Consider the following 22185-nt stretch of genomic DNA (forward strand, 5'->3'; position numbering starts at 1 on the left):
GTGGGGGGCGGATCCCATGCACGATGTGGGCTCACTATGGCCGCAGGCGACATGCTCCTGCCAGCATTTCGGGCCATGCCACGCCCACCAATATTGGTCTCAACCACTGGCATGACCTGCGACGGCTCGGACGCATGAGCGAGCCGGGCACATCGGCGCGAGCGGAACGGTCGTAGACTTCTCCGGACTCCCACGGCCGCAGGCGCAGTTCATGCTCCCCCCGAACCCCGCGGCTCGCACCCCGAGCCCCCACGCCCGAATCCCGCACCACCGCAACCCAGGAACGGCCATCCAGCACCTCGCCTCCCGGCTCCGCCGCCTCCCCCCGTCCTGCGGCCCGGTCCGCCTGATCGGGGTCGACGGACACGCCGGCTCCGGAAAGTCCACGTTCGCCGGACGGCTGGCCCACGCCCTCGGCGACGCGCCGGTCCTCCACCTCGACGACATCGCCAGCCACGACGAGCTGTTCGGCTGGACCGGGCGGCTGGGCAGCCAGGTGATCGAGCCGTTCGGCCGGGGCGAGCAGGCGCGGTACACGCCCTACGACTGGCACACCCGGCGCTTCCGGGCGCCGCGCGACCTGCCGCCGGCCCCGGTGGTCCTCGTCGAGGGCGTCGGCGCGGGCCGGCGCGTGCTGCGCCCGCACCTGGCCCGGCTGCTGTGGATGGAGTTGCCCGAGGAGGAGTCCTGGGCGCGCGGCCGGTCACGGGACGGCGAGGAGCAGCGGGACTTCTGGGACGGGTGGGTCGTGGCCGAGCGACGGCACTTCGCCGACGACCCTTCCCGGCCCTTCGCGGACCTTCTGGTGCGGCAGCGACAGCAGGGGTACGAGGTGCTGCCGGGACCCGCCGAGACCAGGGAACCGGACCGGATGAACACACACAGTGACGGACCATCCGCAGTGTGCTGAACCGATGAAGATCCCCGCGCGGGAACTTCCGGGAGTGTCTCAACTCGGCTTGACCGGGCGCCCGTACAGGTCTTACGTTCTCAATGTGCGGCGTTGCACGCCGCCCCCTTGACGCGAAGCCCCCGGTTGTTCCCCCGTGATCGGGGGCTTCGTTCTGCCCACACCCGGTTCCACGGGCTCGAATCGGCTGCCGCGCGGGGTGATCCGCTCACACTCGGTGACCGTCCCCGGGGTCCGCCCCGTCCGCTCCCACCTCGCCAAACGGCCGGTACCGCACCCTACGGCGGGCCGCGCCCCCGCAGGTACGATGCCCTTGGTGCGACCTACGGACGGCTGCTTCGCGCACCTGGCAACTCCGGTCCGCGGCACAGCGGTTCGACCAGGACACCGCCGGGCGCGCCCGGCGGCATCCATACCGACGGGGGCACGGTTTGTGGGGGACGTGACGTGATGGACTTCGGCACGCAGGGCCCGAAGGCCCCGGCCGACCTCGCCTGGACGCGAGGCGTGGACGCCTACACGATGGGGGCCTATCCGCAGGCGGAGGAGGAGTTCCGCACCGCGGTGCGGATCGACCCCGGGATGGCGGACGGCTGGCTCGGTCTGCACGCACTGCGCGTCGACACCACGACCGCGCTGCTGCGGATGTTCCGGCACCGGGAGCGCTTCGGCGAACAGCGGGCCCGGCACCGGCGCACGCTCAACTCCTGGTACTGGCTGGGCTGGTGGGTGCAGCCCGTACTGGAGAGCCCGCGCGACCTGCTGCTCGCGCACGCCTCCCACTGGCTCGACGGCCGCCATGTCCCGGAGCTGGACCGGGCGCTCGCCGGGCTCCCGCCCGTCGACGCCGATGCCCAGGTCCGCTTTCTGCACGCCTGCCGCGCCTACCTGGTCAAGGACTGGGACCAGCTCGTACGGCACACCGAGCCGCTGATCGACGACCCCATGCTCGGCATCGAGGCCGGTCTGTTCGGCGGGATGGCCCGGGTCCGGCTGGAGATGTACGGGCAGGCCGAACCCCTGCTGTCGGCGGCCCTGATGCGCTGTCGCAGCGAGCAGCCGCAGCGCAAGGAGCTGCGGTACTGGCTGGCGCGGGCCCATGAGGGGACGGGCCGGTCGGCGGCCGCGCTCCCGCTGTACCGGGCGGTGCACCGGGTCGACCCGGCCTTCATGGACACCTCGGCCCGGCTCGCGGCGATCGCCGAGGGCGACGGCTACGACGACCACGCCGACCTCGCCGCGATCACCCTCACCGGCACCGGGCAGGACACCGTCGACGGGCCCGATCTGCTGGACCCGCTGTACGGCGCCGAGGGCCGGGACCTCAAGTACCCGGCTACCGACCTGCCGCCGTCCGGCCCCCTGCCGTCGGCCGGCGACCCGGTGGTGCGCGCGAAGAGCGCCGTCCCCGCCTCGCCGCTGCCCGCCGGACCCACCGACCCCGGGTTACTCGAAGAGGCGCTTGCCGAGCTCGAACGCATGGTGGGCCTGGAGCCGGTGAAGCGTCAGGTGAAGGCGCTGTCCGCGCAGTTGAACATGGCCCGGCTGCGGGCCGGGCAGGGACTGCCGGTGCAGCCGCCCAAACGCCACTTCGTCTTCTCCGGCCCCTCCGGCACCGGCAAGACCACCGTGGCCCGCATCCTCGGCCGCGTCTTCTACGCCCTCGGTCTGCTGGGCGGCGACCATCTGGTGGAGGCGCAACGGGCCGACCTCGTCGGCGAGTACCTCGGCCAGACGGCCGTGAAGGCCAACGAGCTGATCGACTCGGCCCTCGGCGGCGTCCTCTTCGTCGACGAGGCCTACTCCCTGTCCAACACCGGCTACGGCAAGGGCGACGCCTACGGCGACGAGGCCCTCCAGGTGCTGCTGAAACGGGCGGAGGACAACCGCGACCACCTGGTGGTGATCCTGGCCGGCTATCCGGAGGGCATGGACCGGCTGCTCGCCGCCAACCCCGGGCTGTCCTCGCGCTTCACCACCCGGGTCGACTTCCCCTCGTACCGCCCCCTCGAACTGACTTCCATCGGCGAGGTGCTGGCCGCCGAGAACGGCGACGTGTGGGACGAGGAGGCGCTCGACGAGCTGCGTTCCATCGCCGGGCACGTGGTCGACCAGGGCTGGATCGACGAACTCGGCAACGGGCGGTTCCTGCGGACGCTGTACGAGAAGAGCTGCGCCTACCGGGACCTGCGGCTGTCGATGTATCCGGGGAGCCTGTCGCGCGACGACCTGTCGACGCTGCGGCTGCCCGACCTGATGCAGGCGTACGGCGAGGTGCTGTCGGGCCGGGGCCCGCAGGATCCGTCCGCCCTGTGACGGATCCCGCGGGCCCGCTCGCGCGTCAGCCCGCCATGGCCCCCTCCGGGGACGGGGGTCCCGCCTGCTCCAGCGGGACCGGGATCTTGACGGTGCTCACCCGCGGCTCGGCCACCCTGGCCTCCGGGGCCTTGCGGTGCGCGGGATCCCGTACCTCGCCGACCAGCAGCTCCAGTACGTCCTCCAGCGCGACCAGGCCGAGCACCTTCCCGGTGGGGTCGGCGACCTGGGCCAGGTGCGTGGCCGCGCGCCGCATCACCGTGAGCGCGTCGTCCAGCGGCAGCTCGGACCGCAGGGTCGTCATGGGCCGCCAGATGTGCTGCGGCACCGCCCGCCGGGACTCCTCCACGTCGAGTACGTCCTTGACGTGCAGGTACCCCATGAAGGCGCCGTTCTCCGCCGCGATCGGGAACCGGGAGTAACCGGTGCGGCCGGTGAGCTCGACGATCTGTCCGGGGGTGACCGAGGGACTGACCGTCACCAGGGACTCGCGCGGCAGCAGCACGTCCATGACCGGGCGGGAACCCAGTTCGAGGGCGTCCTCCAGGCGCTCCTGCTCCTCCGGGTCGAGCAGGCCCGCCTGCCCGGAGTCCTCCACCAGCCGGTTGAGCTGCTCGCTGGTGAAGACGGCCTCGACCTCGTCCTTGGGCTCGACGCGGAAGAGCTTCAGGATGCCCTGGGCACAGGCGCCGAGGGCCACCGTGATCGGCCGGCACAGCCGGGCGAAGGCGACCAGACCGGGGCTGAGCCACAGCGCCGCCTTCTCGGGGGCCGCCATGGCGAGATTCTTCGGGACCATCTCGCCGATCACGAGGTGGAAGAAGACCACCGCCGCGAGCGCGATGACGTACCCCAGGGGGTGGATCACACCGGCCGGGAGGTGGACCGCCTCGAAGACCGGCTCCAGCAGCCGGGCGACGGTCGGCTCGGCGACCGCGCCCAGCGTCAGCGAGCAGACGGTGATGCCGAACTGGGCGGCGGCCATCATCTGCGGCAGCCGCTCCAGGCCGTAGAGCACCTGGCGGGCCCGCGCGGTGCCGAGCGGTTCGATCTGGCTGCGGCGCACGGACACCAGCGCGAACTCGGCCCCGACGAAGAAGCCGTTGGCGAGCACGAGCAGGGCCGCGAAGACGAGTTGGAGCACGCTCATCGGGCCGCCTCCATCACCGCGACGGTCCTGACCAGGCGGACCCGCTCGGCGCGGTAGTGCCCGACCTGACGCACGGACAGCCGCCAGCCCGGCAGCTCGGCCCGGTCGCCGGGGGCCGGGATCCGGCCCAGCAGGTCGGCGACCAGGCCCGCGACGGTCTCGTACGGGCCCTCCGGCACGTCGAGGCCTATGCGCTGAAGGACGTCCACCCGGCAGCTTCCGTCGACGTCCCAGGCGGGCCTGCCGTCCTCGGGCGGGGCGGCGACGAGCTCGGGCAGGTCCTGGCCGTCGTGCTCGTCGCGGACCTCGCCGACGAGTTCCTCGACGATGTCCTCCAGGGTGACCACGCCGGCCGTGCCGCCGTACTCGTCGACGACGACCGCGATGGGCTGCTCGCTGCGCAGCCGTGCCAGCAGCGGCTGCACGGGCAGCGACTCGGGCACCAGCAGCGCCGGGCGGGCGATCCGGCCGACGGGGGTGCGCAGCCGGTCCTGGGCGGGGACGGCCAGGGCGTCCTTGAGGTGGACCATGCCGACGATCTCGTCGATCTTCTCGCGGTAGACGGGGAAGCGGGACAGACCGGTGGCCCGGGTGAGGTTGACCACGTCCTCGGCGGTCGCCGACGACTGGAGCGCGCTCACCCTGACCCGCGGGGTCATGACGTGCTGCGCGGTGAGCTCGCCCAGCGACAGCGTCCGTACGAAGAGGTCGGCCGTGTCCTGTTCCAGGGCGCCGGCCTGGGCCGAGTGCCGGGCGAGCGAGACGAGCTCGCCCGGGGTGCGGGCGGAGGCCAGCTCCTCGGCGGGCTCGATGCCCAGGGCGCGTACGAGCCGGTTGGCGACGGCGTTGAGCGCCGCGATGACCGGCCGGAACAGGCGGGCGAAGACGTGCTGCGGGCCCGCGACGAACCGGGCGACCTGGAGCGGCTTGGACACCGCCCAGTTCTTGGGCACCAGTTCGCCGATCACCATCTGCACGGCTGCCGCCAGCAGCATGCCGACGACCACGGCGACCCCGGACGCCGCGCTCTCGGGCACGCCCAGCGCGGTGAACGGGGCGTGCAGCAGCCGCGCGAGCGCGGGCTCGGCGAGCATGCCGACGACGAGGGAGGTGATGGTGATGCCGAGCTGGGTGCCGGAGAGCTGGAAGGACAGCTCCTTGAGCGACTCGACGACCGTACGGGCCCGTCGGTCGCCGTCGGCGGCGGCCTTCTCGGCCTCCGGGCGTTCGACCGTCACGAGGCCGAACTCGGCCGCGACGAAGAAACCGTTGGCGAGGATGAGCACAAAAGCCGCTCCGAGGAGCAGCAGGGAGATGGTCATGATGCCGCCGCCTCCGCACGGACACGGACACGGTCCGCGCTATGTCGGGAAGGGGCGGCGCAGGTACTACAGGACGATCCGTCCATCGCCGGAGAGGGTCACTCCTCGGGTTGCAGGAATCCCCTGTGTGCCGGGACGGCACCACAGGGGCGGAGGCGCAGCGAAAGCGCCTCCGCCACCAGATTAATCAAGACACCGGCCCGTGCGGCAGGGTGGACGGCCCCGAGTCAGCCCTGATGTTGCTCCGGGTCGCGGATCGAGCGGGCTTCGACGAGCATGCGCAGGGTGCGCGCGTCGGCGACGGCCCGCTGCCTGGCGATGCCGGGCTGGATGCCGAGCGCGGGCATGCTGGTGCCGTCGCTGAGGTCGAGGAAGACCCAGGGGTCACCGGCCCGCAGATTCACCCGGAGGATCTCCGCCCAGGCCAGGCGGCGCCTGCTCGCGATGTTGACCACGGTGACGCCGGATTCGTCGGCGACGACCCTCACCCGGGCGAGCAGGGCCAGCACCCAGAAGATGACGGCTCCGGTGAGGACGAAGCTGAGCCGCTCCCCCGGGCCGAGCTGCTCCAGCAGCATCGCGACCGCGGAGATGACCACGAAGATCGCGACACCGGCGCCGAGCAGCACGGCGCGGGTGCGGCCCGGCCGGAAGGTGACGGGCAGTCTGGGCAGGTCGGACATCGGTGTGCGGCTTCCCGGACTCAGAGACGGCAGGCGTGGATGGCCGTGGTCAGGATGGCCCGCGCGCCGATGTCGTACAGGTCGTCCATGATCCGCTGGGCCTCCTTGGACGGGACCATCGCGCGGACGGCGACCCAGCCCTCGTTGTGCAGCGGGGAGACGGTCGGGGACTCCAGGCCGGGGGTCAGCGCGACGGCCTTCTCCAGCTGCTCGACCCGGCAGTCGTAGTCCATCATCACGTACGTCCGGGCCACCAGGACGCCCTGGAGGCGGCGCAGGAACTGCTGGACCTTGGGCTCCTCGACGTCCGCGCCGGTGCGGCGGATCACGACGGCCTCGGACTTCATGATGGGGTCGCCGAAGACCTCCAGGCCCGCGTTGCGCAGCGAGGTGCCGGTCTCGACGACGTCCGCGATGACCTCGGCGACGCCGAGTTCGATGGCGGTCTCGACGGCGCCGTCGAGGTGGACCACGGAGGCGTCGACGCCCTGGTCGGCGAGGTAGGCGGCGACGATGCCCTCGTAGGAGGTGGCGATCGTGCGGCCCTTGAGGTCCTGGACGGTGTTCGCGGTGCCGGGCTTGGCGGCGAAGCGGAAGGTGGAGCGGGCGAAGCCGAGCGGCAGGATCTCCTCGGCCCCGGCGGCGGAGTCGACCAGCAGGTCGCGGCCGGTGATGCCGATGTCGAGGCGGCCGGAGGAGACGTAGATCGCGATGTCGCGGGGGCGGAGGTAGAAGAACTCGACCTCGTTGACCGGGTCGACGATCCGCAGTTCCTTGGACTCCCGGCGCTGCTGGTAGCCGGCCTCATGCAGCATCTCCGCCGCAGGTCCGGACAGGGAACCCTTGTTGGGGACGGCGATGCGCAGCATGAGGTCGGCTTCCTTCGCTCGGTCGTACGGGAGTGCCGTACGGGGAGTTTCGTACGGGGACGGTGGTGCGGGTGCGGCTCAGAGGTGGGCGTAGACGTCGTCCAGGGAGATCCCCCGGGCGACCATCATCACCTGGACGTGGTAGAGCAGCTGCGAGATCTCCTCGGCGGCTGCCTCCTTGCCCTCGTACTCGGCGGCCATCCAGACTTCGGCGGCCTCCTCGACGACCTTCTTGCCGATGGCATGGACGCCCTTGCCGACCAGCTCGGCGGTGCGGGAGGTGGCGGGGTCGGCGGTGGCGGCCTTGTGCTGGAGCTCGGTGAAGAGCTCCTCGAAAGTCTTCTTGGACATGGTGGTCCTCACCCTACGCGGTCCCGCCGGTACCTCAGTGCCAGGGTTCGGATACTGAACGCAGGGTGGCCGCGGTCGCCACCGCCGCGGTCACCGCCTCGTGGCCCTTGTCCTCGCTGGAGCCCTCGATGCCCGCCCGGTCCAGTGCCTGTTCCTCGGTGTCACAGGTCAGCACGCCGAAGCCGACGGGGACGCCGGTCTCGACGGACACCTGGGTCAGGCCCTGGGTGACGCCCTGGCACACGTACTCGAAGTGGGGCGTGCCGCCGCGGATGACGACACCGAGGGCGACGACCGCGTCGTAGCCGCGGCCCGCGAGGACCTTGGCCGCGACCGGGAGTTCCCAGCTGCCGGGGACCCTCAGCAGGGTCGGCTCGTCGATGCCGAGGTCGTGCAGGGCGCGCAGCGCGCCGTCGACCAGACCGTCCATCACCTTCTCGTGCCACTGTGCCGCGATGACGGCGACCCGCAGGTCCCCCACGTTGCGTACGGACAGTTCCGGTGCACCCTTGCCGCTCACGTCTCTCCTTCGTGCTGTCTCTTACTGGTTGCCGCAGGTGGACGCGGTGGGCGCGTCCAGCCAGGGCAGGTCGTGCCCCATCCGGTCCCGCTTGGTGCGCAGGTAGCGGAGGTTGTGCTCGCCCGCCTGCACGGGCATCGGCTCGCGGCCGGTGACCTCGATGCCGTGGCGCTCCAGCGCGGCGGTCTTGTCGGGGTTGTTGGTCATCAGGCGTACGGCGCGCACCCCGAGGTCGGCGAGGATCTGCGCGCCTGCGCCGTAGTCGCGGGCGTCGGCGGGCAGGCCGAGTTCGAGGTTGGCGTCGAGGGTGTCGTGGCCGCGTTCCTGGAGTTCGTAGGCGCGCAGCTTGGACAGCAGGCCGATGCCGCGGCCCTCGTGTCCGCGCAGATAGACCACCACGCCCCGGCCCTCGCTCTGGATGCGTTCCAGGGACGCGTCCAGCTGGGGGCCGCAGTCGCAGCGCTGGGAGCCGAAGACGTCTCCGGTGAGGCATTCGGAGTGGACGCGGACCAGGACGTCCTGGCCGTCGCCGAGGTCGCCGTGGACCAGGGCGACGTGCTCGACGCCGTCGACGGTGGAGCGGTAGCCGTACGCGGTGAACGTGCCGTGGACGGTGGGCAGTCGGGTCTCGGCCTCGCGGCGGACGGTGGGTTCGGCGGAGCGCCGGTAGGCGATCAGGTCCTCGATGGAGATGATCGTCAGTCCGTGCTTGCGGGCGAACGGGATCAGCTCGGGCAGCCGCAGCATCCGGCCGTCCTCGCCGGCGATCTCGACGATCGCGCCGGCCGGGCGCAGCCCCGCCAGCCGGGCGAGGTCGACGGCGGCCTCGGTGTGGCCGTTGCGGACCAGGACGCCGCCCGGCCGGGCGCGCAGCGGGAAGATATGGCCGGGGCGGACCAGGTCGGTGGGCTGCGCGGTCCCGCTCGCGAGGAGTTGCAGGGTGGTCGCGCGGTCGGCGGCCGAGATGCCGGTGCTCACGCCGTGCTCGGCGGAGGCGTCCACGGAGACGGTGAACGCCGTCTTCATGGACTCGGTGTTGTCCTCGACCATCTGCGGGAGCCGGAGCCGGTCGAGCTCCTCGCCCTCCATGGGGGCGCAGATCAGGCCGCGGCACTCGGTCATCATGAAGGCGACGATCTCGGGGGTGGCCTTCTCGGCGGCCACGACGAGGTCGCCCTCGTTCTCGCGGTCCTCGTCGTCGACGACGACGATCGGGCGGCCGGCCGCGATGTCGGCGATGGCCTGCTCGATCGGGTCGAGCGCGAAGTCCTCGACGTCGTCGGGGCCGTCGGTGTTGTACGGGAAAGGTGCCGCGTTCATGCCGGTGCTCCTTCCAGAGCGGGCTGGGGACCCCGGCGGGACCGCAGCCACCAGTCGCGCATGCCCCACAGGACGAGCGCGCCGTAGATGACGTAGACGAATCCGGAGAAGGCGAAGCCGTTGGCGAAGTTCAGGGGGACGCCGACGACGTCGACGAGCAGCCAGGCGAACCAGAACTCGACCATGCCGCGGGCCTGGGCGTACATCGCGACGACGGTGCCGACGAAGATGTAGGCGTCCGGCCAGGGGTCCCAGGACAGGGACGGGTAGGCCTTGAAGAGCAGGGCCACGGCGACGGTGCCGACGGCGGCGGCCGCGACCAGGACCGCGCGCTCGCGCCAGGTGGCGAAGCGTACGGCGATGTGGCCGTCCTCGCCCTGGCCCTTGCCGCGGTTCCACTGCCACCAGCCGTAGACGGCGACGACCATGACGACGATCTGCTTGCCCGCGCTGCCGGAGAGGTGGGCGGTGGCGAAGGCCGCGAACAGGATGAGGCCGGAGACGAACTGGGCGGGCCAGCTCCACAGGGAGCGCCGCCAGCCGAAGGCCAGCGCGATCAGCCCGATCACGTTGCCTATCATGTCCGACCACTTGATGTGCTGGTCGAGCAGGACGAAGGCCTCGGAGTTCAGCCAGTTCACCGGGTGACCCCCTGACCGGCGGCGAGCAGACGCTCGACGTACTTGGCGACGACGTCCACCTCGAGGTTGACCGGGTCGCCGGGCTGCTTGTGGCCGAGCGTGGTCAGGGCGAGGGTGGTGGGGATGAGGCTGACGGTGAAGTAGTCGGGGCCCGCCTCGACGACGGTGAGGCTGATGCCGTCGACCGTGATGGAGCCCTTCTCGACTACGTAGCGCGCGAGGTCCGCGGGGAGCGAGACCTTCACGATCTCCCAGTTCTCGGAGGGGGTGCGGGCCAGCACTTCGCCGGTGCCGTCGACGTGGCCCTGCACGATGTGGCCGCCGAGGCGGGCGCCCACGGCGGTGGGGCGTTCGAGGTTGACGCGGGAGCCGACGCCCAGGGCGCCGAGGCTGGAGCGGTCGAGGGTCTCGGCCATGACGTCGGCGGTGAACTCGTCACCCTCGTGCTCGACGACGGTGAGACAGACACCGTTCACGGCGATGGAGTCGCCGTGCTTCGCGCCCTCGGTCACGACGGGGCCGCGCAGCCGGAAGCGCGAGGCGTCGCCGAGGTTCTCGACGGCGGTGATCTCGCCCAGCTCTTCGACGATTCCGGTGAACACTTCCCGGGTCCTCCTGCCACATAGGGGCACGGACTCCGGGGCCTGTCGAGAGCGACAGAGAGTACGGACTACGACACCGGGGGCGACGCCGGACAGACTCGTCCGCACGGACGAGCACATACGGCGGCGCGCACGAATGCCCGCCCGCCGCGCACTGCCTCCCATCCGGACTTTAACCGTCGGTCCAGGAATTTCACCTGGTCAACCGGCCGCTGGAAGCGACCGGGTCGCGGACTGTAACCGCCGGTTCGGACTTTCACCGACCCCGGAGTGCGCTGCTTTAGGTACAGGGCCAGTCTGCCACGGTCGATCGGTGTCCATGCGAGCGACCCGTGTGGGTTGGCTCACAAGTGACGTCACTGGGCTTCCCGAACGACCCCAGGGGGCCTAAACCCCGGTCACCCCAGGCCACTTGAGGCTGGTCCATACCTATTGACGGAGTGGTCTAGTCCTTTTTAGGGTTCGGCTCATGCCCGGCGGCGGTGACGAAGGCCCTTGCCCGCCGCCGGGCCGCCCCAAATCGCGCGCCCCGGCCCGCCTCCCGGCCCCCAGGACCGCGCTACGGCCCTTCGTCGGGGGGCGCGCCACGGCCCTTCGCCCGGGGGCGCGCTACGGCTCCCCCGGTCCGAACAGTTGCCGCTGGGCCGACTCGCGCGCCGTCAGCAGCGCCCCCCGCAGCACCGCCGCACCGCCCAGCAGGCCGGCCCGCACCTCCGTCGGCAGCGGGGACAGCGCGCGGATCCGCCCCGCGACCCGGGCGGCCAGCGCCTCGCCCCCGGCCCGCCCCACCTCGCCGCCGAGGACCACGCAGCCCGGGTCCAGCACGGCGGCGACGGAGGCGACCCCGACGGCGATCCGGCCGGCCAGCGCGTCCAGGAAGCGGTCGGCGGCGACGCCGGACGCGGACACCGCCTCGGCCACCAGGGCGGCGGCCCGCGGTTCGCGGGCGGTCGGCGCGGCGAGGATGCCGTGCTCCGCGGCGAGGTCGGTGATCGCCTCCGAGCCCACCAGGGCGTGGAAACCGCCGTCGCAGCCCGTGGCCGAGGGGAGCCCGCCGGTCCCCGGCACCGGCAGGAAGCCGATCTCCCCGGTGCCGCCGGAGGCGCCCCGGCGCAGGACGCCGTCGAGGACCACGGCCGCGCCGGTGCCGTGGCCGAGCCAGAGCAGCACGAAGGTGTCGCGGTCGCGGGCCGCGCCGTCGCGCTGCTCGGCCAGGGCGGCGAGGTTGGTCTCGTTCTCGACCAGGACCCGGGCGTCCGGGAACCGCTCCTGGAGCGCGGCCACCAGGCGGCGGTGCCATTCGGGCAGGCCCGTGGAGTCGCGCAGTTCACCGGTGGCCGGCGCGATCAGACCGGGGGCGCCGATGCCGACCGTGTGCAGCCGGTCGACACCGGCCTCCTTGGCGACCCGTTCGACCAGCGCGACCGCCTGTTCGAGGGCCGGTCCCGTGTCCGTGTCGCCGCCGATCGGCACCGACGCCTCGGCGAGCACCTCGCCGAGCAGGTCGGAGACGACCACGGCGACGCTCTCGGTGCGCACGTCCAGGGCGGCGAGATGGGCGAGGTCGGCGACGATGCCGTACAACCGGGCGTTCGGGCCGCGCCGTTGCTCCCCGGACTCGCCCACCACCGCGATCAGGCCGGAGACGGTGAGTCGTTCGACGAGGTCGGCGACGGTCGGCCGGGACAGACCGGTGCGCTCTTTCAACTGCCCCGCCGTCAACGGACCTTCCTGCAACAGCCGCAGGGCGAGCCGGTCGTTGATGGCCCGGGCGGTGCTCGGGGATGCGGGCATGCCGGGAATCCTCCCAGATCGACGCGACCGCACGGCGGGCACCTGCCCCTCGCTCCGTGAGGCCTGATGACCTCTTTCTATCAGGCAGGGTTCCTGATAATTTACGTCGGCGCCAGGGCAATCACTACAGGGATACACACGTCCGGGAGGGGCCCGAGAATGAGTGCAGTGGTCTACGAGGCGTCCGAGGTGCGGCGCGCCCGGTACGCCGTGGCGGCCGTGTTCGCCGTGCACGGCGCCGTCACCGGCTCGTTCGCGACCCGGGTGCCATGGATCCAGGACCATGCCTCGCTCAGCACCGGCCAGCTCGGGCTGGCCCTGGCCTTCACGGCGTTCGGCGCCTCCTGCGCCATGCCGCTGGCCGGCCGGATCAGCCACACCCTCGGCAGCCGCAACGCCCTGCGCGGCCTGATCGCGCTGTGGACGGTGTCGCTGATCCTGCCCGCCCTGGCGACCAACCTGTACACGCTGTGCCTGGCGATGTTCGTCTACGGGGCGAGCGCGGGCATGGCGGACGTCGCGATGAACGCGCTGGGTGTCGAGGTCGAGCGGCTGCTCGACAAGTCGATCATGTCCGGGCTGCACGGCATGTGGAGCGCGGGTGCCCTGGTCGGCTCGGCGGCCGGCACGCTCGCCGCCCATCTCGGATCGGACGCGCGCCTGCACTTCGCGGCGGCCGCCGTGATCCTCACCCTGCTCGGCGTGCTCGCCTGCCGCTGGGTGCTGGACCTCCAGCCGGCCGAGGACGAGGAGCCGCCGCCGCGGTTCGCGCTGCCGCCGCGGTCGGCGCTGCTGATCGGCGCGGTCGGCTTCTGCGCGGTGTTCGCCGAGGGCGCGAGCCTCGACTGGTCGGCGGTGTACCTGCGGGACCGGCTGGAGGCGTCGGCGGGCCTCGCCGCGGCCTCGACCACCGGCTTCATGCTGACCATGGCGGCGGCCCGGATCCTCGGGGACGCGGCGGTGGACCGCTTCGGCGCGGTGCGCACGGTCCGCGCGGGCGGTGTCCTGGCCACGCTCGGCGGCCTGCTCGTCGTGGTGGCCGGTCATCCGGCCGTGGCGATGGGCGGGTTCGCGCTGATGGGGCTCGGTATCGCGGTCGTCGTACCGCTGTGCTTCGCGGCGGCGGGCCGCAGCGGACCGAACCCCAGCCAGGCCATCGCGGGCGTCGCGACGATCACCTACACCTCGGGGCTGATCGCGCCGAGCCTGATCGGCGGGGTCGCCCAGGCGACCAGCCTGATGGTGTCGTTCTGCCTGGTGACCGCGCTGTCCTGCGGGCTCGCCGTGTTCGCGGGCGTGCTGCGGGCCGGTGAGCGCGACCGGCCCACGGTCAGTCCGCGGCCCGCAGCAGTTCCCGACCCGCGGCCCTGAACCGCTCGCTCCACGGCGCGGGCCGCAGCGTCGCCGCGTCCAGCCGGACCAGCACCCGGGCGCCCTGGGCGTAGGTCACCGCCCCGTCCGCCGAGCAGAACCGGAACCCGTACGTCAGACCGGTGTTGCCGAGCCGTTCCAGCCAGAGGTGGACGGCGTAGGTGCCGGTCCGGGTGACCGGGGCGTCGTAGCTGATCCGCAGTTCCCGGACCGCGTTGCAGGCGTCCCCGGCCGCCGCCCAGTCGCCGTCGAACCGGATGCCGTGCTCCTGCCACAGCTCGCTCCACGCCCGCTCGACCATGAGCGGGTATCGGGCGTTGTGCAGCAGGCCGAGGGCGTCGAGGTCGTCGAAGTGGACGGTGACGGGGACGAGTCGGCCGTAGGAGAGGGCGGGGGCAGTCGGGGCTTCGGCGGTCACGGGTGGTGCTCCTGACACAGTTGAGACGCTTACGTCCATCCTAAGCGGACGCTCAGCAGCCGGACCGGGGCGGCCCCGTTCACCCCCACCCGCCCGGTCTCCCAGAAAAGGCCCTGACCAGCCCTGTCCCCGACAATGGTGCGGACGGTCGTACCTTCCGACGAAAGCGAACCCGCACCATGGATCTCGGTGTCCGCTGGAAACTGCACGGGGACGGACGCACTCCGGCGCCGGGCGCGGTGGTCCGGCCCGACGAGCGGCTGTCCTGGCCCCGCACGGTCGGGCTCGGCGCCCAGCACGTGGTGGCGATGTTCGGCGCGTCCTTCGTGGCCCCCGTCCTGATGGGCCTGGACCCGAACCTCGCGATCATGATGTCCGGCGTCGCCACCGTGATCTTCCTGCTCGCGACCCGCGGCCGGGTGCCCAGCTACCTGGGCTGTTCGCTGTCCTTCGTCGGGGTCGCCGCGGTGATCCGGGCCCAGGGGGGCACCAGCGCCACGGTGACCGGCGCGGTCTTCGTCGTCGGCGTCGCCCTGTTCCTGGTCGGACTGGCCGTGCAGCGCTTCGGGGCGCGGATCATCCACGCCGCGATGCCGCCGATCGTGACCGGCGCGGTCGTGATGCTGATCGGCTTCAACCTGGCCCCGGTCACCGCCTCCACGTACTGGCCGCAGGACCAGTGGACGGCCCTGCTGGTGATGCTGTTCACCGGTATGGCGGTCGTCTGTCTGCGTGGTTTCTGGTCCCGCATCGCGATCTTCCTGGGCCTGGTCTTCGGGTACGGCATCTCCTGGGCCTTCGACGCGATCTTCGGGAAGATCCACTCGGTGGACGCGAGCGGCAAGCTCACCGACCACTGGCGGCTGGACCTGTCCGGCGTCGGCAAGGCCGACTGGATCGGGCTGCCGTCGTTCCACGGGCCGTCGTTCCAGTGGTCGGCGATCCTGGTCGCGCTGCCGGTCGTCATCGCGCTGGTCGCGGAGAACGCCGGACACGTCAAGGCGGTCGGCGAGATGACCGGGGACCCGCTGGACGACGAGCTCGGCACGGCGATCTCGGCGGACGGCGCGGCCTCGATGCTGTCGACCGCGGTGGGCGGTCCGCCCAACACCACGTACTCCGAGAACATCGGCGTGATGGCCGCCACCCGCGTCTACTCGACCGCCGCCTACTGGGCCGCCGCCTGCTTCGCCCTGCTGTTCGGCGTGTGCCCGAAGTTCGGCGCGGTCGTCGCCGCGATCCCGGGCGGGGTGCTCGGCGGCATCACGGTGATCCTGTACGGCATGATCGGACTGCTCGGCGCCCAGATCTGGCTGAACGGCCGGGTGGACCTGCGCAACCCGCTGAACCTGGTGCCGGCCGCGGCGGGCATCATCATCGGCGTCGGCAACGTCAGCATGAAGTTCACCGCCCACTTCTCGCTGAGCGGGATCGCCCTCGGCACCCTGGTCGTCATCACCGGCTACCACGCGCTGCGCGCCTTCGCGCCGGCCCATCTCAAGTACCAGACGCCGCTGCTGGACGCGGGCACGTCGACGTACGACGACACCGACGGCGGCGGCGACAGCGGCAGTGGCGGTCAGCGCGCCAGGTCGTAGGCGTACGAGGCGCTGAACGTCCCCGGCTCTCCCTTGCAGCCGTCGGACTCCCCCGGCAGCTTCACCCACAGGTAGGCGTCGATGCGGCCCTCGCCGGTGTTCAGCGTGGGCGCCCGGCCGATCTTCCGGCCGTCCGGGTCGCACCACTGCCCGTCGGCCGGGGCGCCGTTGCCGTTGCGGCTGGTGTCGATCACCGCGCCGAGGCCCGCCGGGCCGCCGAGGGCGTCGAGGACCGCACGGTCGTAGGCGATCTCGTCGGCGGTGCGATGGAAGTTGGAGACGTTGCTGAAGACGCCGTCGGAGGAGGCGGGCGACGCGGCACCCGCCTGCCTGAGCAGGGCCGCCTGCTGCGCCGCGGGGTTCCAGGCCGAGTGGCCGGCGTCGTAGTAGACCCGGGCCCGCGGGTCGGCGCCCTTGAGGACCCGGCCGGCCCGGGCCAGCGAGGCGAAGCGGGCGCCGCGGTCGGCGGCGGAGAGGCAGTCGGACTGCGCGACCGCGTCGGGTTCCAGGACCACCATGACCTCGCCGGAGCCCAGCCCGGCGGCGACGTCGTCGATCCAGCCGTCGTAGGCGTCGAGGTCGGACGCCCCGCCCTCGGATGCTCCGCCGCAGTCGCGGTCCGGGATCGCGTACACGACGACGGTCGGCACCCGGCCCGAGGCGGTGGCCGCCGCCGTGACCTCGCGGACCCGCGCGGTGGTGTCCGTCGCCTCGGCGTCGGTGAACCACACCGCCGCCGGCTGTTCGGCGATCCGGGACTCGATGACGGCCGCGCGGGGATCCCCGGGGTGGTCGTGGACCCACTCGTCCACCTGGGAGTCGGGGTGGTGGTAGAGGCGGGACGACACGGCGGCGGTCACGGGGGTCCGTCGGGCCCTGGTCGGGGTCGCGGTGGGACTCGCCTTCGGCTTCGGGGACGGCGAGGACGAGGCCTCGGCCGACGGGGCCGGCGGCACGGCCGACCACGATCCCAGGGTCGGTGAACCGGCCGGACCGGGCCGGGCCTCGTCGGAACCCCGGGCCCCGCCCGGCGCGGACGTCAACCCGGCCACGGCGGCGACGGCCACCACCACGGACGCGAGCGCGACCATGCTCCCCCGCCCGACGGCGCCGCCGCGCCGGTCCTCGCGCTCGGCCGGGCGCTGGGCACGTAAGCCTGCCAAGGTGCTGATCCCCTCTCCCGCACGACGGGATCGTTCCCCCGTTCTGGGGAAGCGTCGGGCCCGCCGGCACTGCGCAGAGCCTAGGACTGGGACCCTGCCCCCATGGCGCAATTGGAACAGTTCACCGCTTCCGTAGCTTCCGTAGACACCGTGGTCTCCCGTATGCGCGCCCTGGACGCGTCCCTGGAAGCCCGGGACGGGATCGCCGTCTTCAACCGCGTCTACCTCACGGTCACCGAGGAGGTCGACCGGCACATCGACCGTGGGGAGTTCGCGGACCCGCGGGCCGCGATCACGCTGGACGTCCGGTTCGCGGAGCGCTATCTGACGGCGGTCGACGCGGTGGCCGACGGGCGTCGTCCACCGGCCTGCTGGCGGCCGCTGTTCCAGCTCCGCCGCCATCCCGGTGTACGTCCCGTGCAGTTCGCGCTCGCGGGCATCAACGCGCACATCGGTCACGATCTGGCGCTCGCCGTCGTGGACGCCTGTCGTACGCTCGGCTGCGAACCCGCCGCTCTGGAGGACGAGTTCGACCGCGTGGGCGAACTGCTCGGATCGCTGGAGGAGCGCATCCGCGACGAGCTGACGCCGGGTCCCGACCTGTTCCGGATCGCCGATCCGCTGGCCCATCTGCTCGGCTCCTGGAGCCTGGAACGCGCCCGGGACGCCGCCTGGTCGGCGGCGCGGGCCCTGTGGGCGCTGCGCGCACTGCCCGACCTGGCCAGGGAGTTCGCCGAGCGCCTGGACGCGGCGGTCGGTCTGGCGGGCCGCATGCTGCTGACCCCGCTGCCGCACCGATCCGCGGCGCCGGTGGCCTGATCCCGGCGCCGGACGTCTCAACCGCCGTATGCGCGTTGTACGTTCGACAGAACCGCACCCTGTGTCGAAGGAGCAATTGGGCATGGCGACCAAGCTCGGACTCGGTCTTCCGCAGAACCGGAAGTACGACCTCGGCCGGGACGTGCCGGACGTGGCACGCACCGCGGAGGCGATCGGCTACGACAGTCTCTGGGTCTACGAGCGGCTCCTCGTCCCCGAACCCGCCACGCAGGGTCTGTACGGCATCGAGGGCCTGCCCTGGCCCGACGGGTACCGCGGGGTGGCCGAACCGCTGGTCACCCTCACCCTCGCCGCGGCGGCCACCGAGCGGGTCGAGCTGGGCAGCAGTGTGCTGGTCGCCCCGCTGCACGTGCCGTTCCAGCTCGCCAAGACGCTCGCCACGCTGGACGCGGCCAGCGGCGGCCGGGTCCTCGCGGGCTTCGGCACGGGCTGGTCGCACGACGAGTACGCGGCGTCGTCGGTGCGCCCGTTCGAGGAGCGCGGCGCGGCCCTGGACGAGCTGGTGGGGGTGTGCCGCGCGGTCTGGGGCCCGGACCCGGTGTCGTACGACGGCCACATCACGAAGATCGCCCCGGCGGTCGTGGGCCCCAAGCCCGTCCGGCCGATCCCGATCCTGCTGGCGGCGGGCCCGGGACGGGCACAGCGCCGGCTGGTCGACCACGCCGACGGGTGGCTGCCGGTGGGCATGGGGGCGGAGAAACTCGCCGCGGAGTGGCGCGCGTTGCAGGATCTGGCCGCCGAACGCGGGCGCACCAGGCCGATCCGGACAGTGCTGCGCACCAACGCCCGCTACCTGGCCCAGGGTCACTCCGGGGCCCGCCGGGCTCCGTTCCAGGGCAGCGTCGACCAGATCGTCGAGGACCTCGCCGCGCACGCCGAGGTCGGTCTCGACGAGATCCTCGTCGACCTCCAGTCCGAGACGCGGGACGCGCAGGAACTGAAGGACGTGGCGGCGGAGGTCTACGAGAAGTCTCGGGCGGCGGGAGTCTGAGCCCGCCGCCCGGGTCCGGCTCGCGTCGGCCGGCCCGCCGTTGCCCACCGCCCGAGACCATCCCGCGTCGGCTGGTGTCCGTCGTTCGGGCGGCTCCGGCCCGCTGGGGTCAGTCCTCCGGGAGTTCCACGGGGGCGATGTCGGCGTAGACGTCACCCGGGCCCGGGTTGGTCGCGTCGGTCGTGCCGCCGAAGTGGTGCATGACGCCCCAGACCGCGTTCAGCGCGGTCTGGATCGCGCCCTCGGCCCAGCCCGCCGTCCAGGAGATGTCGTCGCCCGCGAGGAAGATGCCGCGCTTGTCCTCGGGCAGCGACTCCTGCATGAAGTGGGTGAACAGGCGCCGCTGGTAACGGTAGTGACCGGGCAGGTTGGCCTTGAACGCGCCCATGAAGTAGGGCTCGTTCTCCCAGGAGACGGTCACCGGGTTGCCGATGATGTGCTTGCGGATGTCGACCGTCGGGTAGATCTCGCCGAGCGACTTCAGCATGACCTCCATCCGCTCGTTCGCGGACAGCGGCAGCCACTTCAGGCTGTCGTCGCACCACGTGTACGACAGGCAGATGACGGCGGGCTTGTCCGGGCCGTCGTCCAGCAGGTAGGTGCCGCGGGTCATCCGGTCGGTGAGCGTCATCGACATGACGTCCCGGCCGGTGGGATTTCCCCTGTCGTCGACGGCCTTGTCCAGCCAGAACGGCCGGTCCACGGGCACGAAGAGCTTGCTGGACTCCATGTAGTGGGTGCGCTCGATCGCCGTCCAGTGGTCGATCGGGAAGAGCGAGTCGTCGCAGGCGATCTTCGACAGCAGCATCCAGGACTGGGCGGTGAAGACGGCCGCCCGGTAGGTGCGGATGTCGCCGTTCGCGTCCGTCACGGTGATCTGGTTGCCCGCGGTGCGGTGCAGCCGGGTCACGGCCGGCTTCGGCTCGCCGTCCGTGTGCAGCGACTTCAGCGAGGTGCCGTACGGCCAGTGGACGATCTTCTGCGGCTCGCGCTCCCACAGGCGCTGCGGAAGCTGCTGGGAGCCGCCGACGATGCCGCGGTGGTGGTCGTCGGCCTCGGTGTAGACGACCCGCAGGATCTCCAGGATGGAGTTGGGGAAGTCGGTGTCCCAGCCGCCGGTGCCGAAGCCGACCTGGCCGAAGATCTCGCGGTGCCGGAAGGACTTGAAGGACTCGGAGTCGCAGAGGAAGCCGTAGAAGGTCTGGTTGTCGAGCTTCTCGACGAGCCGGGCCCAGATCTCGCGGATGCGCGGTACGTCGCGCTCGCGCATGGCCTGGTTCATGTCGGAGAAGTCGGCGCCGTCCTCCAGGCAGGCGTTCCAGGCGTTCATCACGTCGCGGTAGACCTGCGGCAGGTCGTCGACGCTGGTCGCGTAGTGCGACTCGCCCTTGAGGTCGACGACGGTCGACGGGGTCGCCTCGGCGAGGGGGTTGGGGAAGGGCCGGGTCTCGAGCCCCACCAGGTCGATGTAGTGCTGGAGCGCCGTGGAGGACGGCGGGAAGCGCATCGCGCCCATCTCCGCGGTCAGGGAGGGGTCGCAGCCCTCGAAGCCCACGGTCCGCAGCCGGCCGCCGATCCGGTCGGCCTCGTACACGACGGGCTTGAGGCCCATCTTCATCAGCTCGTACGCGGCCACCACACCGGACAGGCCGCCGCCGATGACGGCGACCTCCGCGCCGTGCTCGGTCGCGGGTATCTGGCCGAGGCCCGCCGGGTGGGCGAGGAAGTCGTCGTACGCGTACGGGAAGTCCGGGCCGAACATGGTGATCGGCAGCTGCTGCTCGTCTGCGTGCTCGACGGCGTTGGGCACGGTGGACGTCATGGGGTGCGGACTCCTTGCGCGAAAAACATGGGGAAGGGGGAGCGGGGAGGGCTGGAGGGGTGCGGCGGGGTCAGACGAGGGATCCGTAGAGGCCGGGGCGGCGGTCCTTCAGATACGGGTTCGTCTCGCGGGACGCGGCGAGGAAGGCGGGGTCCACGTCGGCGAGCAGCAGTTCGTCGGCGCGGCCGCCGCGGGTACGGGCGACCCCGTCGGGACCGGCCAGCGTGGACAGTCCGACGAACTCGAACTCCCCTTCGTGGCCGACCCGGTTGACGTAGGCGACGTACATCTGGTTCTCGAAGGCGCGCACCGGCACCACGGAATCGGCGACGAACTGGTACGGGTGCATCTGCGCCGTCGGCACCACCAGGAGGTCGGTGCCGGCCAGGGCGTGGGCGCGGACGTTCTCCGGGAACTCGACGTCGTAGCAGATCATGATGCCGACCCGCAGACCGTTCAGCTCGGCCTGGACGACCGGCGTTCCGCCCGGGACGAAGTGCTCGTGCTCGAAGCAGCCGAAGAGGTGGGTCTTGCGGTAGTTCGCGAGGCGGGTGCCGTCGGCGGAGATCAGCTGGGCGGAGTTGAAGACGGCCTCGCCGTCGCGCTCGGGGTATCCGTAGGCGACCGCGAGGCCGTGCCGGCCGACGATCTCGGCGATCTCGTCGGCGCAGGCGCCGTCGGCGGGCTCGGCCAGGCGGCCGATGTCGTCGCCGATCGCGTACCCGGTCAGGAACATCTCCGGGGTGACCAGCAGCGCGGCGCCCGCGGCGGCGGCACGGCCCGCGGCCTCGTCGAGGACCTTGAGGTTCTCGACGACGGAACCGGGGCGGCCGGAGCTCTGGAGCAGGGCGGTGCGCATGCGTGTTCCTCACCGGTACGGAGGGGGTTCGGGGTCACGTAGACGGTACGGGCGGCGGAACGGGCCGGACAAGAAGGAGCCGTTGCGCGCCGGTGAGCGGTTCGTTGCGTCGCACCCGGGGTGGGCGGCGATTCGTTGCGCGGGCCCGCTCGCAGCTCCGGGCGGGGCAGATGTCCTGCCCCGGAGTGTGTGATGCGACACGGGAGCGGGCTCACCCACCTCGGTCACCACGCCCCGCTCGCGACTCCGGGGCGTCGCTCACAGCTCGCGCAGGCGGTCCGCGATCTCGCGCAGCAGCTCGGGGTCGGTGGCCGGGCCCGCCACGAGCGGCCGCGGCTCGTCGACCCGCACCACACCGGCCGCGACCAGGTCGCCGAGCAGCACGCGTACGACGGTCAGCGGCAGATCGGCGTCGGCCGCGAGCTCGACCACCGGCCGCGGCCCACGGCGCACCAGGTCGAGCAGGGAGGAGCGGGCGTGGTCGAGCGCCGGGCCGCCGTCCTCCGGCCACAGGGCCGTGACCTGGGACATCAAGTCGATGACGGGTCCGCCGGAGGGCCGGGTCCGGCCGTGTGTCACGGCGTACGGCCGGACCATCGGCCCGGTCTCGTCCTCGTACCAGTGGTCGTCGTCTGCCACCAGGGG

The 22185-nt window shown here is 72.1% G+C and carries 21 protein-coding genes and 1 riboswitch; of the genes, 6 read left to right on the forward strand and 15 right to left on the reverse strand.

Annotated features, from left to right (window positions below):
* Positions 1 to 211: 211 nt before the first annotated feature.
* Both ACWC24_RS30865 and ACWC24_RS30870 read left to right on the forward strand, forming a co-directional pair.
* Complete coding sequence (locus ACWC24_RS30865) at positions 212 to 910, forward strand: uridine kinase family protein (protein ID WP_450666177.1); 699 nt, start codon at positions 212 to 214, stop codon at positions 908 to 910.
* Positions 911 to 1360: 450 nt separating this feature from the next.
* Positions 1361 to 3226, forward strand: a complete 1866-nt coding sequence (locus tag ACWC24_RS30870) for an AAA family ATPase (RefSeq protein ID WP_450666178.1) — start codon at positions 1361 to 1363, stop codon at positions 3224 to 3226.
* A gap of 25 nt (positions 3227 to 3251) precedes the next feature.
* Here ACWC24_RS30870 and ACWC24_RS30875 read toward each other — a convergent pair whose 3' ends face one another.
* The 10 genes from ACWC24_RS30875 to ACWC24_RS30920 all read right to left on the reverse strand — a co-directional run bounded on the left by ACWC24_RS30875 (position 3252) and on the right by ACWC24_RS30920 (position 12478).
* Positions 3252 to 4376: a hemolysin family protein gene (locus ACWC24_RS30875; RefSeq protein ID WP_450666179.1), complete on the reverse strand. Its 1125-nt coding sequence runs from the start codon at positions 4374 to 4376 to the stop codon at positions 3252 to 3254.
* Complete coding sequence (locus ACWC24_RS30880) at positions 4373 to 5698, reverse strand: hemolysin family protein (RefSeq protein WP_450666180.1); 1326 nt, start codon at positions 5696 to 5698, stop codon at positions 4373 to 4375. The genes ACWC24_RS30875 and ACWC24_RS30880 overlap by 4 nt, the downstream gene beginning before the upstream one ends.
* A gap of 227 nt (positions 5699 to 5925) precedes the next feature.
* Complete coding sequence (locus ACWC24_RS30885) at positions 5926 to 6381, reverse strand: PH domain-containing protein (RefSeq protein ID WP_450666181.1); 456 nt, start codon at positions 6379 to 6381, stop codon at positions 5926 to 5928.
* A gap of 20 nt (positions 6382 to 6401) precedes the next feature.
* A complete protein-coding gene (gene hisG, locus ACWC24_RS30890; protein ID WP_450666182.1) occupies positions 6402 to 7250 on the reverse strand; it encodes an ATP phosphoribosyltransferase in 849 nt (282 codons plus the stop codon).
* 78 nt (positions 7251 to 7328) lie between these two features.
* Positions 7329 to 7601, reverse strand: coding sequence for a phosphoribosyl-ATP diphosphatase (locus ACWC24_RS30895; RefSeq protein WP_450666183.1), 273 nt, complete (start codon positions 7599 to 7601; stop codon positions 7329 to 7331).
* Positions 7602 to 7635: 34 nt separating this feature from the next.
* Entirely contained in the window at positions 7636 to 8121 is a 486-nt protein-coding gene (gene ribH, locus ACWC24_RS30900; RefSeq protein WP_162469340.1) for a 6,7-dimethyl-8-ribityllumazine synthase, read from the reverse strand.
* 21 nt (positions 8122 to 8142) lie between these two features.
* Positions 8143 to 9441, reverse strand: a complete 1299-nt coding sequence (locus tag ACWC24_RS30905; protein ID WP_450666184.1) for a bifunctional 3,4-dihydroxy-2-butanone-4-phosphate synthase/GTP cyclohydrolase II — start codon at positions 9439 to 9441, stop codon at positions 8143 to 8145.
* The gene (pnuC, locus tag ACWC24_RS30910) at positions 9438 to 10082 is read right to left on the reverse strand and encodes a nicotinamide riboside transporter PnuC (protein ID WP_162469339.1); all 645 of its coding nucleotides are present in this window, start codon (positions 10080 to 10082) and stop codon (positions 9438 to 9440) included. Before pnuC ends, ACWC24_RS30905 begins: the two co-directional genes overlap by 4 nt.
* Entirely contained in the window at positions 10079 to 10684 is a 606-nt protein-coding gene (locus ACWC24_RS30915; RefSeq protein WP_450666185.1) for a riboflavin synthase, read from the reverse strand. Before ACWC24_RS30915 ends, pnuC begins: the two co-directional genes overlap by 4 nt.
* A gap of 147 nt (positions 10685 to 10831) precedes the next feature.
* Positions 10832 to 10962: riboswitch (FMN riboswitch) on the reverse strand.
* Positions 10963 to 11293: 331 nt separating this feature from the next.
* A complete protein-coding gene (locus tag ACWC24_RS30920) occupies positions 11294 to 12478 on the reverse strand; it encodes an ROK family transcriptional regulator (protein ID WP_450666186.1) in 1185 nt (394 codons plus the stop codon).
* A 159-nt stretch (positions 12479 to 12637) separates the two neighbouring features.
* On the opposite strand from ACWC24_RS30920, the gene ACWC24_RS30925 reads away from it, so the two are divergent.
* Positions 12638 to 13849: an MFS transporter gene (locus tag ACWC24_RS30925; protein WP_450666187.1), complete on the forward strand. Its 1212-nt coding sequence runs from the start codon at positions 12638 to 12640 to the stop codon at positions 13847 to 13849.
* Here ACWC24_RS30925 and ACWC24_RS30930 read toward each other — a convergent pair.
* Complete coding sequence (locus ACWC24_RS30930) at positions 13809 to 14267, reverse strand: acyl-CoA thioesterase (protein WP_450666188.1); 459 nt, start codon at positions 14265 to 14267, stop codon at positions 13809 to 13811. The two genes, ACWC24_RS30925 and ACWC24_RS30930, sit on opposite strands and share 41 nt — an antisense overlap.
* 179 nt (positions 14268 to 14446) lie before the next feature.
* Here ACWC24_RS30930 and ACWC24_RS30935 point away from each other — a divergent pair, with 179 nt between their 5' ends.
* Complete coding sequence (locus ACWC24_RS30935; protein ID WP_450666189.1) at positions 14447 to 15865, forward strand: uracil-xanthine permease family protein; 1419 nt, start codon at positions 14447 to 14449, stop codon at positions 15863 to 15865.
* Here the strand turns inward: ACWC24_RS30935 and ACWC24_RS30940 are convergent.
* On the reverse strand, positions 15847 to 16956 hold the full coding sequence (locus ACWC24_RS30940; protein ID WP_450666219.1) for a glycoside hydrolase family 6 protein: 1110 nt from the start codon (positions 16954 to 16956) through the stop codon (positions 15847 to 15849). The genes ACWC24_RS30935 and ACWC24_RS30940 overlap by 19 nt on opposite strands.
* A gap of 174 nt (positions 16957 to 17130) precedes the next feature.
* On the opposite strand from ACWC24_RS30940, the gene ACWC24_RS30945 reads away from it, so the two are divergent.
* Positions 17131 to 17847 carry a DUF5995 family protein gene (locus ACWC24_RS30945; protein WP_450666190.1) on the forward strand — a complete coding sequence of 239 codons (717 nt, stop codon included), beginning with the start codon at positions 17131 to 17133 and terminating at the stop codon, positions 17845 to 17847.
* A gap of 82 nt (positions 17848 to 17929) precedes the next feature.
* Entirely contained in the window at positions 17930 to 18859 is a 930-nt protein-coding gene (locus ACWC24_RS30950; RefSeq protein WP_450666191.1) for an LLM class F420-dependent oxidoreductase, read from the forward strand.
* Positions 18860 to 18968: 109 nt separating this feature from the next.
* Here the strand turns inward: ACWC24_RS30950 and ACWC24_RS30955 are convergent, their stop codons facing one another.
* The 3 genes from ACWC24_RS30955 to ACWC24_RS30965 all read right to left on the reverse strand — a co-directional run bounded on the left by ACWC24_RS30955 (position 18969) and on the right by ACWC24_RS30965 (position 22179).
* On the reverse strand, positions 18969 to 20681 hold the full coding sequence (locus ACWC24_RS30955; RefSeq protein WP_450666192.1) for a flavin monoamine oxidase family protein: 1713 nt from the start codon (positions 20679 to 20681) through the stop codon (positions 18969 to 18971).
* Between the two features lie 70 nt (positions 20682 to 20751).
* A complete protein-coding gene (locus ACWC24_RS30960; protein WP_450666193.1) occupies positions 20752 to 21540 on the reverse strand; it encodes a carbon-nitrogen hydrolase family protein in 789 nt (262 codons plus the stop codon).
* A 258-nt stretch (positions 21541 to 21798) separates the two neighbouring features.
* Positions 21799 to 22179 carry a DUF742 domain-containing protein gene (locus tag ACWC24_RS30965; RefSeq protein WP_450666194.1) on the reverse strand — a complete coding sequence of 127 codons (381 nt, stop codon included), beginning with the start codon at positions 22177 to 22179 and terminating at the stop codon, positions 21799 to 21801.
* Positions 22180 to 22185: the final 6 nt, after the last annotated feature.

The sequence above is a fragment of the Streptomyces sp. NPDC001443 genome, from assembly GCF_053597355.1.